This window comes from Enterobacter cloacae complex sp. 394I7 (assembly GCF_057320345.1).
The window spans coordinates 226736-244638 of the sequence record NZ_JBXWCR010000003.1 but is presented as its reverse complement, the minus strand read 5'-3'; the positions used below and the strand labels follow the sequence as shown (position 1 = coordinate 244638).

Sequence of the window (17903 nt, the reverse complement as noted above, 5' to 3'; positions counted from 1 at the left end):
GCGCCTGAGAGACAGGAGTTTTCCCTATGACATCCCGACGAGACTGGCAGTTGCAGCAACTGGGCATCATCCAGTGGGCCTTGCGTCGCCCGACGGCGTTGCAGGGCGAAATCGCCATCTCCATCCCTGCGCACGTCCGGCTGGTGATGGTGGCGGAGGAACTGCCTGCCCTGAATGAACCCCTTATTGGTGATGTCCTTCGTAGCCTGAAGCTGACCACTGAACAGGTTTTACAGCTTACGCCAGACAGGGTCACCATGCTGCCATCCGACAGCCGCTGCAACAGCTGGCGTATGGGAGACATCGATGAGGTCTCCCTGGAAGGGAGCCAGATCTGCTCGCCAGCGCTGGACGAACTGAAAGCCAACCCAAAAGCGCGCAGCGCGCTATGGCAACAAATCTGCGAATATGAACACGATTTCTTCCCTCACGACGCCTGATCTGACCGCGGCGTACGCGATTGAAACGCGCGCCCATGCTTTTCCATGGAGCGAAAAAACCCTCGCCAGCAATCAGGGCGAGCGGTATCTGAATTACCGTCTGGACGTCGACGGCGCGATGGCCGCTTTTGCCATCACGCAGGTCGTTCTGGACGAAGCGACGCTGTTTAATATCGCGGTTGATCCCGCGTATCAGCGCCGGGGGCTGGGAAGAGAACTGCTTGAGCATCTCATTCGCGAGCTCGAAACCCGTGACGTTTTCACCCTGTGGCTGGAGGTGCGCGCGTCGAATGTCGCCGCCATCGCACTCTATGAAAGCTTAGGCTTTAACGAGGCGACTATCCGCCGTAACTACTACCCCACCGCAGAGGGACGTGAAGACGCCATCATAATGGCTCTGCCGCTTGGATAACTAAAATAAGGTTGTAACGATGAAATGGGACTGGATTTTCTTTGATGCCGACGAAACGCTGTTTACGTTTGACTCGTTTGGCGGCCTACAGCGGATGTTTCTCGATTATAGCGTTACCTTCACCGCTGAAGACTTTCAGGACTATCAGGCGGTAAACAAACCGCTGTGGGTGGATTACCAGAACGGTGCCATCACCGCGTTACAGCTGCAGCACCAGCGCTTTGATGTCTGGGCCGAGCGGTTAAACGTCAGCCCGGGTGCGCTTAACGATGCCTTCCTTAATGCCATGGCGGATATCTGCGCGCCGTTGCCGGGCGCGGTTTCCCTGCTGGACGCCTTGAAGGGCAAGGCGAAGCTGGGCATTATTACCAACGGTTTTACCGCCCTGCAGCAGATCCGCCTTGAGCGTACGGGCCTGCGCGATCATTTTGACGCGCTGGTGATCTCTGAAGAGGTGGGCGTACCTAAGCCGGATCCGCGTATTTTTGATTATGCGCTGGAACAAGCGGGCAATCCCGCTCGTGAACGAGTGCTGATGGTCGGGGACACCGCGGAGTCGGATATTCGTGGCGGGATGAACGCCGGCCTGTCGACCGTCTGGCTGAATGCACACGGTCGCACGTTGCCGGAAGGTATCCAGCCGACCTGGACCGTCACGTCATTGAACGAACTGGAGCAGCTCCTGTGTAAACAATGATTGCCTGCCCCCCATTGATGGGTAAAATAGCCGCATTTTTCGTATCCCATGATGCGCGGCCTGACGCCGCGCTTATATAGAAGATTTCATTATGACGTTGTCTCCTTATCTGCAAGAGGTGGCCAGGCGCCGTACTTTTGCCATTATCTCTCACCCGGATGCCGGTAAAACGACCATCACCGAGAAGGTGTTGCTGTTCGGACAGGCGATTCAGACTGCGGGTACCGTAAAAGGCCGTGGTTCCAACCAGCATGCAAAATCTGACTGGATGGAGATGGAAAAGCAGCGTGGTATTTCCATTACCACCTCCGTGATGCAGTTCCCGTATCATGATTGCCTGGTCAACCTGCTGGATACCCCAGGGCACGAAGACTTCTCGGAAGATACCTACCGTACGCTGACGGCGGTGGACTGCTGTCTGATGGTCATCGACGCCGCGAAAGGGGTAGAAGATCGTACCCGTAAGCTGATGGAAGTTACCCGTCTGCGCGATACGCCGATCCTCACCTTTATGAACAAACTCGACCGTGACATCCGCGACCCGATGGAACTGATGGATGAAGTGGAAAACGAGCTGAAAATTGCCTGTGCGCCTATCACCTGGCCCATTGGCTGCGGCAAGCTGTTTAAGGGTGTCTACCACCTTTATAAAGACGAAACCTATCTTTACCAGACCGGTAAAGGCCATACCATTCAGGAAGTCCGTATCGTAAAAGGTCTGGATAACCCGGAGCTGGATGCGGCTGTGGGTGAAGAGCTGGCCGCGCAGCTGCGTGACGAGCTGGAGCTGGTTCAAGGTGCATCTCACGAATTCGACAGAGAGCTGTTCCTGAGCGGTGAAATCACCCCGGTCTTCTTTGGTACCGCGCTGGGTAACTTCGGCGTTGACCATATGCTTGATGGCCTGGTGGAGTGGGCGCCACAACCGATGTCACGTAAAACTGACACCCGTGAAGTGGAAGCGAAAGAAGAGAAGTTCACCGGTTTCGTCTTTAAAATTCAGGCCAACATGGACCCGAAACACCGTGACCGCGTCGCCTTTATGCGCGTGGTGTCCGGTAAGTATGAAAAGGGCATGAAGCTGCGTCAGGTACGTATCGGTAAAGATGTGGTGATCTCCGACGCGCTGACCTTTATGGCGGGCGACCGTTCGCACGTTGAAGAAGCCTATCCGGGCGACATCATCGGTCTGCACAACCACGGTACGATTCAGATCGGCGATACCTTCACCCAGGGTGAAATGATGAAGTTCACCGGTATTCCGAACTTCGCACCGGAACTGTTCCGTCGTATTCGCCTGCGCGATCCGCTGAAGCAAAAACAGCTGCTGAAAGGGCTGGTTCAGCTTTCCGAAGAGGGCGCTGTCCAGGTGTTCCGCCCTATCGCTAACAACGATCTGATCGTAGGCGCTGTCGGTGTGCTGCAGTTCGACGTGGTCGTTGCGCGTCTGAAGAGCGAGTACAACGTGGAAGCGATCTATGAATCGGTTAACGTGGCGACCGCGCGCTGGGTAGAGTGTTCTGACGTGAAGAAATTCGAAGAATTTAAACGTAAGAACGAAGTGCAGCTGGCGCTGGATGGCGGTGATAACCTGACGTATATCGCTCCAACCATGGTCAACCTGAACCTGACTCAGGAACGTTATCCTGATGTCCAGTTCCGCAAAACGCGCGAACACTGATCCCCTCTCAGAGCACGGCAATCGCCGTGCTCTTCTTTATTTCCTGTCTTATTAATCTCTTGCGGAATGTTCTTAATTCAACATTATTTCGCGTCTTTTGCTCGTTTTTTACCCAAATCTGAAAGCGGCACTGTGAGAGTGATCTATATTTAACTCAGTGTTTAACACCGGGCGTGGATGAATTAACTGTTCAATGCATGACTTTGGGTTCTCCATTTTGCCCGTGTGTTCATTCGCAATATATAAAACTAGCAATTAGGGAAGTATGTCGCCCGAATGACGGGTATACACAGGAATACATCGATGAATATGACAAGACTGAAGATTTCTAAAACTCTGCTGGCTGTGACACTGGGTAGCATCCTGGTAAGTGGTTCTGCTCTGGCTGAAACCAGCACTATGGATAAAGCGCAGTCCACTGCCGATACCGCAGGGCAAAAAATCGATAGCTCTATGAATAAAGTCGGTAATTTCATGGATGACAGCTCAATCACAGCAAAAGTGAAAGCCGCACTGGTGGATGATGAAGCTATCAAGAGCACCGATATTTCCGTTAAAACTGACAAGAAAGTTGTCACCCTGAGTGGTTTTGTAGAAAGCCAGGCCCAGGCCGAACAGGCGGTAAAAGTGGCGAAGGGTGTTGAAGGTGTAGCGTCCGTGAGCGACAAACTGCACGTTCGGGACAGCAAAAACGCGTCGGTGAAAGGGTATGCCGGAGATGCAGCCACCACCAGCGAAATCAAAGCTAAACTTTTAGCAGATGACATCGTGCCATCTCGTAAAGTGAAAGTGGAAACCACCGATGGTGTGGTTCAGCTTTCCGGTACGGTCGATTCTCAGGCGCAAAGTGAGCGCGCCGAGTCCATCGCGAAAGCGATCGATGGTGTTAAAAGCGTTAAAAACGATCTGAAAACGAAGTAAATCTGCACCATTCGCCCGTCTGGCTAACGTCAGCGGGCGAAATAAAAATGACTCTGGAAAATCGCCGGTGAGTGACCTGAGCGCGCTCACATTTAGCGGCCGACATTAACTATGGTAAAGGAGAAGCTTATGTTTCGTTGGGGCATTATATTTCTGGTTATCGCGTTAATTGCCGCCGCATTGGGCTTTGGTGGTCTGGCAGGTACAGCGGCATGGGCAGCAAAAATTGTCTTCGTCGTGGGTATTATTCTGTTCCTGGTCAGCCTGTTTACGGGTCGTCGACGTCCGTAGCAAACGCAATATTCCTTCAACAAAAAAAAGCCAGTCCTCGTGACTGGCTTTTTCTTGTTTCAGTCGCTGGTCGGGTGCGCTACTGTGTCATAACAGAAAAATGAAAACAGGAAAGCAGAGGTGGGGCAACGAATTCCCGTTACGCTCGGCAATATTGCGCCGCTGGCGTTAAAGCCGTTTCGCGCAGGCCCGCTTGCGCTGGTGTGTGAAGGTGGCGGACAGCGCGGCATTTTTACGGCCGGTGTGCTGGACGAGTTTATGCGCGCGCAATTCAACCCGTTTGACCTGTACTTCGGGACCTCTGCCGGGGCGCAAAACCTCTCTGCTTATGTCTGTAACCAGCCCGGCTACGCGCGAAAAGTGATCATGCGCTACACCACGGCGAAAGAATTTTTCAACCCGGTGCGCTTTGTGCGCGGCGGGAACCTGATTGACCTCGACTGGCTGCTGGATTCGACCTCAAGCCAGATGCCGCTGGCAATGGATACGGCGGCGCGCCTGTTCGACAGCGGAAAAGAGTTCTGGATGTGCGCCAGCCGTGGTGATGACTACACGCCGGGCTATTTCTCTCCTCAAAAAGAGAACTGGCTGGATATCATTCGCGCCTCCAGCGCCATTCCCGGTTTCTATCGTTCCGGCGCACTGCTGGACGGCATCAGCTATCTGGATGGCGGCATCAGTGACGCTGTGCCGGTACAGGAAGCTGCGCGACGCGGGGCAAACACCATTGTGGTGATCCGCACCGTCCCGTCGCAAATGTACTATACCCCGCAATGGTTTAAACGCATGGAGCGCTGGTTAGGTGACAGCAGCCTGCAACATCTGGTCAATATCGCGAAGCAGCATGAAACGACCTACGGCGCCATGCAGCGCTTTATTGAAAAACCGCCGGGTAAGCTGCGTATATTTGAAATTTACCCGCCTAAACCGCTGGTCAGCATGGCGCTGGGCAGCCGCGTTCCTGCGCTGCGTACCGATTACAAAACGGGGCGCCTGTGCGGGCGTTACTTCCTGGCGACAATAGGCAAACTGCTGGCTGATCAACCGCCTATACATCGTCATAAAGCCATTATTACCCCACCGGCGGTGGTGGCGAATGATGCGCTGGCGATGCCGCTGGTGGATGCTCCGCAGGCGAATGACGCATTGTTAGATAATGAGGATCTGGCGTGACGTACCGGTTTATCGATACCCACTGTCATTTTGATTTTCCACCGTTTACGGGGGATGAAGAGCAAAGCATCACGCGAGCTGCACATGCCGGCGTAGAGGCGATAATTGTGCCGGCGGTTGAAGCGGCATACTTTGAGCGGGTAGTGGATCTTTCAAGGCGGCACCAGGCGCTGTACGCCGCGCTCGGCCTGCATCCCATTGTGATTGAACACCATCTTGATGAGCATATCGACGCGCTGGACGCCATTGTGCAGACGGCTGGCGACAAACTTGTCGCCATCGGTGAGATCGGCCTCGATCTCTATCGCGACGATCCGCAGTTTGCGCGCCAGCAGACGATCCTTGATGCGCAGCTGCGGCTGGCGAAGCGCCACGATCTGCCGGTGATCCTTCACTCCCGTCGAACCCATGACAAACTGGCAATGCATCTGAAGCGTATCGATCTTCCGCGAAGGGGCGTTGTGCACGGTTTTTCAGGGAGCCTGCAGCAGGCGCAGCGCTTTATTGCGCTGGGCTATAAAATTGGCGTCGGGGGTACCATAACCTATCCACGCGCCAGTAAAACCCGCGATGTGATGGCGCAGCTGCCGCTCGAAGCATTATTACTGGAAACCGACGCACCGGATATGCCGCTCAACGGTTTTCAGGGGCAGCCAAATCGCCCGGAGCAGGCCGCTCGGGTCTTTGACACGCTTTGTGAGCTGCGCGAGGAGCCGGAAGAGGTGATTGCGCATGCCCTGATGGAGAATACCCGCGCGGTATTTGGTATCACGCTATAGATAAAGCGCCGGTCGGATTACCACAATCTGCTGTTGTTCCAGCGCCCGCGCCAGCGGCTCAATATCTTCTGGCGTGGCGCTGCGCCAGGACGCCGCCTCACCGTAAACGCCGTGAGCATGAAAGGCGTTAATGCGTACCGGGACATTGCCCAACGCGTGGATAAACGCCGTCAGCGCTTTGAGATGCTCCAGATAATCACACTGCTCCGGGATCACCAGTAATCGCAGTTCCGCCAGCCGCTGGTGGTGTGCCAGCCAGCGGATACTGTGCTTAATCTGCGGATTTTCGCGTCCGGTCAGGAAGCGATGGTGTTCGTTCCCCCAGGCCTTTAAATCCACCATTGCCCCGTCGAATACCGGCAGCAGTTTTTGCCAGCCGGTTTCCCCTAACAGACCGTTGCTGTCCACCAGGCACGTCAGGTGTTGCAGGGCGGGATCGGCTTTGATCGCCGTGAAGAGCGCCACCAGGAACGGTAGCTGCGTTGTCGCTTCACCGCCGCTCACGGTAATGCCTTCAATAAAGGGTGCGGATTTAGAGAGCTGAGTGAGGATCTCGTCGACGCTAAAACGGTGCGCCATTGGCGTTGCCTGCTGCTGGCACAACTGCAGGCAGGTATCACACTGCTGACACTGACTCTCCTGCCACCAGACCCGCCCGGCCTGTATGTTCAGCGCATCGTGTGGGCAATGGGGTACGCAGTCGCCACAATCGTTGCAGCGTCCGATGGTCCACGGATTGTGGCAGGTTTTGCAGCGCAGGTTGCAGCCCTGGAGAAACAGAGCCAGGCGGCTGCCCGGCCCGTCCACGCAGGAGAAGGGGATCACCTGACTAACTAAAGCGCATCTGCTGTTCATGGCTTATCACGCGTGGCTGGCGCTCCAGGATGCGGGTATGTCGGGCGGCTTCTTCTCCAAGCCAGGTGGTGTTAGTGCGTGACCCTGCTTCACGGTATTTCTCCAGGTCGGACAACCGGACCATATATCCGGTCACGCGTACCAGATCGTTACCGGCCACGTTGGCGGTGAACTCCCGCATTCCGGCGTTGAACGCACCCAGACACAGTTGCACCACGGCCTGCGGGTTGAGTTTGACCGTCTCGTCCAGCGTCAGGATGTCGCTAATCCCGGCGTGATAGTGCTTGTGGTGTGGCGCCACGCTCAGCAGGTGGCTAATCGGGTCTGGCTCCTCCCCGTAAGGCAACCGCGCGCCCGGCGTCGTACCGATATCAGAGCTTATTCCGGACTGGGCATGCAGCATCGCACGCTGTTTCCAGCCGTATTTCACCGGTGTGCTTTCAACAAACGCCGCGAGCTGCTCGCTGATGCGATATCCCAGCGCGTTGGCCTGGTCGTCTTTACCGTAACGGCCCGGTGAACCCGCTTTCTCACACAGCACGTTCACCGCTTCGGCCAGGCCGTACATGCCGAACATCGGCACAAAGCGGTCGGGATCAATCAGTCCCTCTTTGACGAGGAAGCTATTCTCAAAGAAGCCGGATTTTTGATACAGGAACTCGCAGCGGGCATTGATGACGGCCAGTTGCTGCTGGCAGTAGTGGGGCAACGTACGGCTAAAAAAGTCTTCGGGCGAGTCGCTATGTTCGGCAATGGCCTTCAGGTTCAGGCGCACCAGCGTGCTACCGCCGCCTGCCAGCGGCAGGGAGTTGTAACAACTCACGATGCCATAACGGCCTTTTGTGAAAATTTTATCATTCACCGGGCCGTTAGAAATATGGGGTTTGCTGCATTCACAGAGGTTTTCGGCCACCCTGAGCAGCAGCGAATCTGGTGTGATATCGGGATCATAAATAAAGGTCAGATTCGGTGCGACCTGCTTCAGCTCTGCATCAGCGCGTAAAATCGCGCGGGTAACGGGCGTGTCCGCCGGACCAATATTGGCATGCATAAACGCATCCGGAAGCGTTCTGTCGAGATAGCGCCAGAAACGTTTTATTCGGCTATCGATTTCTTCTTGTGTTAGAATATTAACATACGGTTGCAGTAATGCATCAAGATGACCGAGGAAGACCGGCATCGATGTGACAGAAGGAACATGGTGGTACAGGATGGTCAGCAGTGAGAGCGCGTCATCCAGATCCTTTGCCCCTTCCAGTTCCAGCCATGCCGAGCCGTTGGCGAGGAATCTGGCGTAATCAGGCAGAACATAGCGCGGTTTATAAGGCGCATGGCCTTCGAACATGTCGCAGATAAATCCCTCTTCCAGCGCGGTGCGAGCGGCCTGAGGCAGCGCGGGGTAGGGAAGATTGTTCTCCGCCTCCAGCGCCAGAAAATGACGTTTTTGCTCGGGGGTCAATACCGGACTTGTCACAATTTGCTGGCAACGTTGTTGCAGTGCGTGAGGGCTGGCGTGGGACATATTCGCTTCCTTTATGGTTCTGCGGATGATGACCGAATTGTAGGAAGTCATCCCGGGGGGACTTTTGATCCCACACCGGGTATCGCTGCTTTAATCAGCAGCGACAGCAGTAAAATTTGAAGTTCATCTCATTACAGTAATGCAAATTTGTACGCAGTTTTCATTAACTGTGATGAATGTCGAAGTGTAAGTGCGGCTGGATGTTAGAATAGTCACAGACCGCAAGGTGAAATTTATACGGCGATGCCGTTGGAGAATGTTATGACCGATTTAACTGCAAGCAGCCTGCGCGCGTTGAAACTGATGGACCTGACCACCCTGAATGATGACGACACCAATGAGAAAGTCATCGCCCTGTGCCATCAGGCGAAAACGCCCGTCGGGAACACTGCAGCCGTCTGTATCTACCCGCGCTTTATCCCCATTGCCCGTAAGACGCTGAAAGAGCAGGGCACGCCGGATGTACGCATTGCAACCGTGACTAACTTCCCGCACGGCAATGACGACATCGAGATTGCGCTGGCTGAAACCCGCGCGGCCATCGCGTACGGTGCTGACGAAGTGGACGTGGTATTCCCGTACCGTGCGCTGATCGCCGGTAACGAGCAGGTTGGTTTTGACCTGGTGAAAGCGTGTAAAGACGCTTGTGCAGCGGCAAACGTGCTGCTGAAAGTGATCATCGAAACCGGTGAGCTGAAAGAAGAAGCGCTGATCCGTAAAGCGTCTGAAATCTCCATCAACGCGGGTGCAGATTTCATCAAAACCTCTACCGGTAAAGTGCCGGTGAACGCAACGCCGGAAAGCGCGCGCATCATGATGGAAGTGATCCGTGATATGGGCGTGGAAAAGACCGTGGGCTTCAAACCTGCAGGCGGCGTGCGCACGGCTGAAGATGCGCAGCAGTTCCTGGCGATTGCCGACGAATTGTTCGGCCCGGCGTGGGCGGATTCCCGTCACTATCGCTTTGGTGCATCCAGCCTGCTGGCGAGCCTGCTGAAAGCGCTGGGTCACGGCGACGGTAAGAGCGCAAGCAGCTACTGATTTTTATCCTGCGGCGGGCCATCCGCCGCATTTAACCTGTTTTCTCGGGGGTTACCGTGTTTCTCGCACAAGAAATTATTCGTAAAAAACGTGATGGTCATGCATTAAGCGACGAAGAGATCCGCTTCTTTATCAATGGCATTCGTGATAACACCATCTCTGAAGGGCAGATTGCTGCTCTGGCGATGACCATTTTCTTCCACGATATGTCGATGCCTGAGCGTGTATCGCTGACCATGGCGATGCGAGATTCAGGAACCGTTCTGGACTGGAAAAGCCTGAACCTCAACGGCCCGATTGTGGATAAACACTCAACCGGCGGTGTAGGTGACGTGACGTCACTGATGCTGGGCCCAATGGTGGCGGCCTGTGGTGGTTATATCCCCATGATCTCCGGGCGTGGCCTGGGACATACCGGCGGTACGCTCGACAAACTGGAAGCCATCCCGGGCTTCGATATCTTCCCGGATGACCATCGCTTCCGCGACATTATTAAAGACGTTGGTGTGGCGATTATCGGCCAGACCAGCTCTCTTGCTCCTGCAGACAAACGCTTCTACGCGACTCGCGATATCACCGCGACCGTTGACTCTATTCCCCTGATTACCGCCTCTATCCTCGCCAAGAAACTGGCGGAAGGCCTGGATGCGCTGGTCATGGATGTGAAAGTGGGCAGCGGCGCCTTTATGCCGACCTATGAGCTTTCCGCGGCGCTGGCAGAAGCCATTGTGGGCGTCTCCAACGGTGCGGGCGTGCGTACTACCGCCCTGCTGACAGACATGAACCAGGTGCTGGCGTCCAGCGCAGGCAACGCCGTGGAAGTGCGTGAAGCCGTGCAGTTCCTCACCGGTGAATACCGGAACCCGCGTCTGCTCGATGTCACCATGGCCCTGTGCGTGGAGATGCTGATCTCCGGCAAGCTCGCCAGCGATGATGCCGATGCACGCGCCAAACTTCAGGCTGTGCTGGATAACGGCAAAGCGGCAGAGATATTCGGCCGCATGGTAGCGGCGCAGAAAGGCCCGACCGACTTCGTGGAACACTACGCGAAATACCTGCCAACGGCGACGCTCAGCAAAGCGGTCTACGCCGATACCGAAGGCTTTGTCTCGGCGATGGATACGCGCGCACTCGGCATGGCGGTCGTGTCGATGGGCGGCGGTCGTCGTCAGGCCTCGGACACCATTGATTACAGCGTCGGCTTTACCGATATGGCGCGTCTGGGTGACAGCGTTGATGGTCAACGTCCGCTGGCCGTGATCCACGCGAAAGATGAAGCCAGCTGGCAGGAAGCGGCGAAGGCGGTGAAAGCGGCCATTACGCTTGATGATAAAGCACCGCAAAGCACACCGACTGTCTATCGCCGTATCACCGAATAGCGGTATACTGATCTGATCGATAATTTTTGAAGCACTACGTACGGAGAACAATTATGAAACGTGCATTTATTATGGTGCTGGACTCATTCGGCATCGGCGCAACCGAAGATGCAGAACGTTTTGGTGACGTGGGTTCCGATACCATGGGTCACATCGCTGAAGCCTGTGCGAAAGGCGAAGCGGACAACGGTCGTAAAGGCCCTCTGACTCTGCCAAACCTGACCCGTCTGGGTCTGGTGAAAGCCCATGAAGGTTCTACCGGTAAAATTGCAGCCGGTATGGACGGCAATGCGGAAGTGGTAGGCGCGTACGCCTGGGCGCACGAGCTCTCTTCCGGTAAAGATACCCCGTCTGGCCACTGGGAAATCGCTGGCGTGCCGGTTCTCTTCGACTGGGGCTACTTCTCCGATCACGAGAACAGCTTCCCGCAGGAGCTGCTGGACAAGCTGGTTAAGCGTGCCAATCTGCCGGGCTACCTCGGTAACTGCCACTCTTCCGGTACCGTGATTCTGGACGAACTCGGTGAAGAGCACATGAAAACCGGCAAGCCGATTTTCTACACCTCTGCCGACTCCGTGTTCCAGATTGCCTGCCACGAAGAGACCTTTGGTCTGGATAAGCTTTACGAGCTGTGCGAAATCGCACGTGAAGAGCTGACCGAAGGCGGCTATAACATCGGTCGCGTGATTGCACGTCCGTTTATCGGTGATAAAGCGGGTAACTTCCAGCGTACCGGTAACCGTCATGACCTGGCCGTTGAGCCACCGGCACCGACCGTACTGCAGAAGCTGGTTGACGAGAAAGACGGCCACGTGGTGTCCGTGGGGAAAATTGCAGACATCTATGCCAACTGCGGTATCACCAAAAAAGTGAAAGCCACCGGTCTGGATGCGCTGTTTGACGCCACCATCAAAGAGATGAAAGAAGCGGGTGACAAGACTATCGTCTTCACCAACTTCGTGGACTTCGACTCCTCCTGGGGCCACCGTCGTGACGTGGCCGGTTATGCCGCGGGACTGGAACTGTTTGACCGCCGTCTGCCGGAGCTGATGGAGCTGGTGGGTGAAGATGACATTCTGATCCTGACCGCCGACCACGGCTGCGACCCAACCTGGACCGGTACCGACCACACACGCGAGCACATTCCTGTGCTGGTGTACGGCCCGAAAGTGAAACCTGGCTCACTGGGCCACCGTGAAACCTTCGCCGATATCGGTCAGACTATTGCGAAATACTTTGGTACGTCCGACATGGAATATGGCAAGGCCATGTTCTAAACACATCCGGGCGTATCCCCTCTCCCTCCGGGAGAGGGAGAACACCATGCAGGCCGGGCAGGCGCCGCCGCCACCCGGCAAAAACACGATAAAAGGAACTGAAGATGGCAACTCCTCACATTAATGCCGAAATGGGTGATTTCGCTGACGTCGTATTGATGCCGGGCGACCCGCTGCGCGCGAAGCACATTGCAGAAACTTTCCTCGAAGACGTGCGTGAAGTGAACAACGTTCGCGGCATGCTGGGCTTCACCGGTACGTACAAAGGCCGCAAAATCTCCGTGATGGGTCACGGTATGGGTATCCCATCCTGCTCCATCTACACCAAAGAGCTGATCACCGATTTCGGCGTGAAGAAAATCATTCGCGTAGGCTCCTGCGGTGCAGTACGTATGGACGTTAAGCTGCGTGATGTGGTTATCGGCATGGGCGCGTGCACGGACTCTAAAGTTAACCGTATGCGTTTCAAAGACCATGACTTTGCCGCCATCGCTGACTTCGGCATGGTGCGTAACGCGGTTGACGCCGCAAAAGCGCTGGGCGTAGACGCACGCGTGGGTAACCTGTTCTCTGCTGACCTGTTCTATGCACCAGACGGCGGCGAGATGTTCGACGTGATGGAAAAGTACGGCATCCTGGGTGTGGAAATGGAAGCGGCTGGGATCTACGGTGTTGCGGCTGAGTTTGGCGCGAAAGCACTGACCATCTGCACCGTGTCTGACCATATCCGTACGCACGAGCAGACGACCGCTGCTGAGCGTCAGACCACCTTCAACGACATGATCAAAATCGCGCTGGAATCCGTTCTGCTGGGCGACAAAGAGTAATGTTGTACTGCCGGGCGGCGTTCGCTGCCCGGCATGCTCTTCCCGGTTACAAATACACCACGCTGATGGTCGCCTGACCGTCAAACTCCGTATCTTCCGTTAAAGACAGATTCTTCAGATTCTCGACCGCCAGCGACACGTTCAGCGGGAAAGAGACGCTGGTGACCGCCATCGGGTCGTTTTTGCCCGCCGGTGCAACGCTCATCAGACCCAAATCTTTATTGGCGATGGTACCACCGTTGGCTTTCTGCCAGCGGCTCACGCCCGCTCCCGCGGTCACGGCCGTACGGATAGGCTCAGCGTTATTGCCGTTCGCCGTCACATCGCCTGGCGTGGTGTAGATGGAGTACGCGCCGATGTTTTTACCATCGTGCGTTTTGCCCAGCCCAAAGGTGTTCATCGCACCGCGAAGCTCACCGCCGTTAGCATTGGCGTTTTTCACCTTCAGGTTACTGCTGCCCGTGCTGGCGTTGGAATCGGTACGGTTATCCGCAATGCTCCAGCCCACCTTTGTTGGCGTTGGGCAGTTGATCGTCAGCATCACCCCTTTTTCGCCCAGCTGCGTAGCCTGGGTTTGCGACAAATCGCCAATATGAATCCTGCCAAAATCGATCACGCCATTATTGCTCAGCTCCGGTACACACGAGGCACCGGCAAGCGAGGCTTTGACTTTCAGCACGGCGGTATCGCCCGCGTGTGCGGATGTGGCCGCCAGGGCCAGCGCGACAACGAGTAAACATTTTTTCATTGTTAATCCTTAACATAAATAAAAAGCATGACATTGCGGGGTATTAACCCGTCAGTATTTGTAACGGTAGTGCTTTTCTACGCTTCACGCAGGCAGGTACCTGACGCGTGAATGGGGTTATTCCTGTGTTAATAATTCCCAGGCCATATTGCTCTCAAGAAGGGTATTGTCAGCAACATGACGAAGCTGGCTGTTATTAATGACGGGAACAATCTTAAGGGTGAAGCTCATGTGTTTACCCCGCACCGGCACGGCATTTTGCCGGGCAACGAGACCTTCATTATTTTTGATAAACGCGCGTTGCGTCGGGCTGGAGGAGGGCGTAAAACCGATACGGTCCGTCGTTTTCGCCAGCGTGCAGGCATGCCCGTCAACCACCATATTGTCGGCAATAATGGCCAGTCGCCCGTCCTGACCAAAGAGAACTCCCCCGTTGACGCCGGCAGTGGACTGCAGAAACAAGGCCATCACTCTCGGCTCCGGGCAGAAAACGTTGGCCGTAATTTCTTTGGCCGGCATCCGGTTCCAGTTCTTCTGCGAGGCGGCGATATCCGACGGTTTGAGTTTTCCAAACGAGACAACAGGCTGCGAAAACGTAACCTGACACTCTTCACTGGACGCGCGTGCGGAGAAGAGCAAAATCATGCTGGCAAACGCCGCGAATAAAAGGGAATAACAGGTTTTCACTGGCACATTCCTTCTGCTTTTTCGTAATAGGACTCGGTATTTTTGTCTTCGCTGAGCGAATACGTGATGTGGCAAATTTTTGCCATGTTGTCGTCCACCACATACAGGGCGGGCGCATCCGTGGCGTCGGGAATAAACACGCTGCCGTTATCCATTACGCTCACGATATAACGGCTGTCTTTATCCACCACGCTAAGCCCTCTGGCGAGCCATGACCCGTCAGGGCGTTTCACGCTCAGCATTAGACGACGCGTGTTCAGCACGTGGAAATCCACCTGCGCGAATGAGCCGTAAGCTGCGGAAACGGTCTGTATCCCGTTCGATAAATCCATTCCCTGTGGCAGGGAGCTGGCATCAATGACAATCTGAGAGGTTTGCCACTCGCGCAGACCCGGCACCACGGCTTGTCCCCACGCATCGGTCCAGACGGTTCCATCGGGCGTGGCGATTTGAATACCGCTTTCCGGCTCGCTTAATCGCGCAATGCCAAAGGTGTCTTTAATCGGGTAGGGTGCAAACGTAATGCCATGACCATGCAGGGCGATGCCGCCGCTGAGGGAGGTGCTGTAATTATGCTGGTTCCCGTCGTTCAGCCCTGCGGCCATGCCCAGCTGTGTGTAGTGCAGGTTGGTGCTGACATTACCGTTAAACGACTGGGTCTTGTCCTGATTGTCGCGATCGACCGAGAGGTTGTAATTGGTGTTTTGACCCCACGATCCGCTGTCCTGAATACCGAGGTTTTGTTTTTCACCCTGGCTGCGCATATAGGTACTGATGCGCTCAGTACCAAACGGAATGACCAGATTAAGATAGAGCAGGTCGCCATCACTTGTGCCGCCCTTCTCCGTCTCACTGCTGCTGAGGGCGTGCTGCCAGTTCACTGAGAGCGACGTGTGCCCCAGACTCTTGCCCCAGGAGACCATCAGGTAGCGGGAGCTACTGCTCTCTTCATCCCCGGCATTCTCGCTGTACTGGAATGAAAGCGAGCCAACCCATGCGTTGTTCCAGTTGAGGCTGGTATTCCAGGCGCTTTGATTGCGCTGGGATTCAGCGTCCATCGCCTCGTTTAACTCCCGGTAGCCGGTGCTGTAGGTTGATGCGCTGACCCCAAGCGTGAGTTGCTCGGGCAGGGAAAGGTGACTTTGCAATTCTATCTTGCGGCCATTTTGTTGACCGTAGAACTGCGCGCGGCTCATCTGAATGCTGGGAGAAAGGAGCCAGTACTCGGCTGGCGACCATTCCAGCATCGCCCCGAGGGCCTGATACTGCTCTGCCAGCACGCCCGCCGTGACGCCGGTGAGCTGGGGCGTAAACCGGGTTCCGTCAGAAAAATTAAATACCCAGGGCGACCCCTGTTCATCCCCGGTATCGCGAACTTTACCCAACGAGACGCTGAGCCCTTCGGTGCGCGTCATCCCGCTCACGTTCAGTGAGGAGGAGGGAACCGTAAACGTCGTGGTGGAACCGTCGGTTTCGACCACGCTGATGTCCAGATCCACGTTGCCACGCACCACCGGGACATCGGTCAGAGTAAACGGACCGGCATTCACCAGCGAAGAGTAGATAACCTGCCCGGACTGACGAACGTCAACGCGCGCCTGGTTGGTGCGGGCGATGCCGGAAATAGTCGTCGCCGGAATATTCGGTTGCAGGCCCGTTTCCGGCAGGAACTGAACGCCATTAATTTGTGCGCCACTGAACAGCGCCGAGTTGACGTTAATCTGCCCCGCCTGAATGCGAAGTTTCCGTTCTTCGAAGACGTGTTCCGCGTAGGTATAGAGATTCTCTGTGCTGCGGGTTCCGTTATCGTCGGTCAGGATAAAGTTGCTGCGCAGCGTCCAGTTCGCCACGTTGAGACCGGCGCCAATATTGCCCTGGGAAAAGGTACTGTTTCCGCCGCTGCCGTACTCGTTGTAGTTGCTGAACGCACTGTAATTGATAAGACCCGCCGCACCGCCGTGCGCGTAGTATTTCGCGGCATAAAAACCATTGTCCATCGCCTCTGCGGGAACATAAATCTCAAGCGACTCCGCGTTGGGCAGCAGCGTGACGGTGGCCGTCGGGTAATCTTGCAGAAGATTATGGCAGGGCTCTTTTGCATCGATATTCAGCGGAAGAAGACCTGCCGCACGGGTAAAGTCATCATCCAGACACAGTTGCCCTTCCTCTCCCACGCGGATCGCAAGCGTGCCTTTATCGACGCCGTTAATTTTTACCTGCACGGCATGCGGCCCCGGCAGGTATCGCTGGGCCTGGGAGAAGTAGTGGGCGAGGTTGGTGCTGATACCGCGGGTCGCCAGAATATCGGTATTAAAATCCATACCGGCCGCCGATACCGACTGGGCGGGCAATGTCAAAGCCCCCAGTATGGCGGCGCGAAGCGTCTGATTACGCAAAGAGAACTCAATCACCAAAACATCCCTGTCTTACTGGCGCGTCAGGGAAGCGGTAAAGCTCTCAACTTCAATCCCGTAGCGGCTGGCCGGATTGAACTCAATGGCGTTATCGGTGCCGTTAACCGGGGTGTCGGTCTGCACCGTCATGGTCTCTCCCGGCAGGATAAACGTCTTGTTGACCAGACCTTCCGTATGCGAAGGCAGTAAGGTGACAGAGGTGGAGAAACGGACCACGTAGGCGGACGGATTCTGCACCTTGACCTCTTTCCCGGTGACTGACCAGGTCAGTAATTTCCAGGCGTCGGTGACCACCGGCAGATCTTTGGGATGGATCAGGACCGGTAAATCCTGACGCAGGTTGATCCCGACCTTCACGTTTTTATCCGTGCTTTTGGGCGGAATACCTTCGAACACCACGCGTTTGTACTGTTCAACGCTAAGCGGTTTGTCGGTTTCAAGAATAAAGCGAACCTGTTGCTCCTGGCCTGGCTCAAGGCGCACTACCGGTTGGGTGACGTTGAGTTTTACCCCCTGGTCGCCCCCGATATCCCGGGTGGAGGTGTAAAGCAGGGTGGGAATGCTGTCGGTGTTTTTCACGCTCATGACGCCGCCGTGGTTCGCTTCGTCAATCAGCAGCAGGGTGGTTTCAGGCACCATTCCGGCGGCAAAAAGCGAAGCCGGAAGGGCGAGGCACAGTGAGCAGATCAAACGTGTTGATGTGTGGATCGTAGACATAGTGGGTTTCATTCGCTGGTCAGGAAAAAAACTCCCCATGTA

Annotated in this window: 18 protein-coding genes; 12 read left to right on the top strand and 6 right to left on the bottom strand. The window is 55.5% G+C overall.

Annotated features, from left to right (window positions below; genetic code table 11):
* The first annotated feature begins 26 nt into the window (after nt 1-26).
* The 8 genes from AC2FAP_RS14555 to AC2FAP_RS14520 all read left to right on the top strand — a co-directional run bounded on the left by AC2FAP_RS14555 (nt 27) and on the right by AC2FAP_RS14520 (nt 6394).
* Nucleotides 27-440 carry a DNA polymerase III subunit psi gene (locus AC2FAP_RS14555; RefSeq protein WP_149376234.1) on the top strand — a complete coding sequence of 138 codons (414 nt, stop codon included), beginning with the start codon at nt 27-29 and terminating at the stop codon, nt 438-440.
* A complete protein-coding gene (rimI, locus tag AC2FAP_RS14550) occupies nt 409-852 on the top strand; it encodes a ribosomal protein S18-alanine N-acetyltransferase (protein ID WP_025205607.1) in 444 nt (147 codons plus the stop codon). Before AC2FAP_RS14555 ends, rimI begins: the two co-directional genes overlap by 32 nt.
* 19 nt (nt 853-871) lie before the next feature.
* Nucleotides 872-1549, top strand: coding sequence for a pyrimidine 5'-nucleotidase (gene yjjG / locus AC2FAP_RS14545; protein WP_485452956.1), 678 nt, complete (start codon nt 872-874; stop codon nt 1547-1549).
* Nucleotides 1550-1640: 91 nt separating this feature from the next.
* Nucleotides 1641-3230 carry a peptide chain release factor 3 gene (prfC, locus tag AC2FAP_RS14540; protein ID WP_014168520.1) on the top strand — a complete coding sequence of 530 codons (1590 nt, stop codon included), beginning with the start codon at nt 1641-1643 and terminating at the stop codon, nt 3228-3230.
* Between the two features lie 303 nt (nt 3231-3533).
* A complete protein-coding gene (gene osmY, locus AC2FAP_RS14535; RefSeq protein WP_020885287.1) occupies nt 3534-4151 on the top strand; it encodes a molecular chaperone OsmY in 618 nt (205 codons plus the stop codon).
* Between the two features lie 129 nt (nt 4152-4280).
* Nucleotides 4281-4442, top strand: coding sequence for a DUF1328 domain-containing protein (locus AC2FAP_RS14530; RefSeq protein ID WP_003856556.1), 162 nt, complete (start codon nt 4281-4283; stop codon nt 4440-4442).
* Nucleotides 4443-4562: 120 nt separating this feature from the next.
* On the top strand, nt 4563-5615 hold the full coding sequence (locus AC2FAP_RS14525) for a patatin-like phospholipase family protein (protein ID WP_113656605.1): 1053 nt from the start codon (nt 4563-4565) through the stop codon (nt 5613-5615).
* Nucleotides 5612-6394 carry a TatD family hydrolase gene (locus tag AC2FAP_RS14520; protein ID WP_485452955.1) on the top strand — a complete coding sequence of 261 codons (783 nt, stop codon included), beginning with the start codon at nt 5612-5614 and terminating at the stop codon, nt 6392-6394. Before AC2FAP_RS14525 ends, AC2FAP_RS14520 begins: the two co-directional genes overlap by 4 nt.
* Here AC2FAP_RS14520 and AC2FAP_RS14515 read toward each other — a convergent pair.
* Both AC2FAP_RS14515 and AC2FAP_RS14510 read right to left on the bottom strand, forming a co-directional pair.
* Nucleotides 6389-7249, bottom strand: a complete 861-nt coding sequence (locus AC2FAP_RS14515) for a YjjW family glycine radical enzyme activase (RefSeq protein ID WP_020885284.1) — start codon at nt 7247-7249, stop codon at nt 6389-6391. The two genes, AC2FAP_RS14520 and AC2FAP_RS14515, sit on opposite strands and share 6 nt — an antisense overlap.
* On the bottom strand, nt 7224-8771 hold the full coding sequence (locus AC2FAP_RS14510; protein WP_485452954.1) for a YjjI family glycine radical enzyme: 1548 nt from the start codon (nt 8769-8771) through the stop codon (nt 7224-7226). Before AC2FAP_RS14510 ends, AC2FAP_RS14515 begins: the two co-directional genes overlap by 26 nt.
* A 261-nt stretch (nt 8772-9032) precedes the next feature.
* Between AC2FAP_RS14510 and deoC the strand changes: the two genes are divergently transcribed.
* The 4 genes from deoC (at nt 9033) to deoD (ending at nt 13295) form a co-directional block, all read left to right on the top strand.
* Complete coding sequence (deoC, locus tag AC2FAP_RS14505; RefSeq protein ID WP_020885282.1) at nt 9033-9812, top strand: deoxyribose-phosphate aldolase; 780 nt, start codon at nt 9033-9035, stop codon at nt 9810-9812.
* 56 nt (nt 9813-9868) lie between these two features.
* A complete protein-coding gene (gene deoA / locus AC2FAP_RS14500; protein ID WP_014168528.1) occupies nt 9869-11191 on the top strand; it encodes a thymidine phosphorylase in 1323 nt (440 codons plus the stop codon).
* A 53-nt stretch (nt 11192-11244) separates the two neighbouring features.
* On the top strand, nt 11245-12468 hold the full coding sequence (deoB, locus tag AC2FAP_RS14495) for a phosphopentomutase (RefSeq protein ID WP_020885280.1): 1224 nt from the start codon (nt 11245-11247) through the stop codon (nt 12466-12468).
* 104 nt (nt 12469-12572) lie between these two features.
* Nucleotides 12573-13295, top strand: coding sequence for a purine-nucleoside phosphorylase (gene deoD, locus AC2FAP_RS14490; RefSeq protein WP_013095492.1), 723 nt, complete (start codon nt 12573-12575; stop codon nt 13293-13295).
* Between the two features lie 46 nt (nt 13296-13341).
* Here the strand turns inward: deoD and AC2FAP_RS14485 are convergent, their stop codons facing one another.
* The 4 genes from AC2FAP_RS14485 to AC2FAP_RS14470 form a co-directional block, all read right to left on the bottom strand.
* A complete protein-coding gene (locus AC2FAP_RS14485) occupies nt 13342-14043 on the bottom strand; it encodes a DUF1120 domain-containing protein (RefSeq protein ID WP_014168530.1) in 702 nt (233 codons plus the stop codon).
* 117 nt (nt 14044-14160) lie between these two features.
* Nucleotides 14161-14730 (bottom strand): DUF1120 domain-containing protein, encoded by a 570-nt coding sequence (locus tag AC2FAP_RS14480; protein ID WP_223398459.1) that lies wholly within the window; start codon nt 14728-14730, stop codon nt 14161-14163.
* Nucleotides 14727-17141, bottom strand: a complete 2415-nt coding sequence (locus tag AC2FAP_RS14475) for a fimbrial biogenesis usher protein (RefSeq protein ID WP_410384516.1) — start codon at nt 17139-17141, stop codon at nt 14727-14729. The genes AC2FAP_RS14480 and AC2FAP_RS14475 overlap by 4 nt, the downstream gene beginning before the upstream one ends.
* 15 nt (nt 17142-17156) lie before the next feature.
* On the bottom strand, nt 17157-17861 hold the full coding sequence (locus AC2FAP_RS14470; protein WP_449541893.1) for a fimbria/pilus chaperone family protein: 705 nt from the start codon (nt 17859-17861) through the stop codon (nt 17157-17159).
* Nucleotides 17862-17903: the final 42 nt, after the last annotated feature.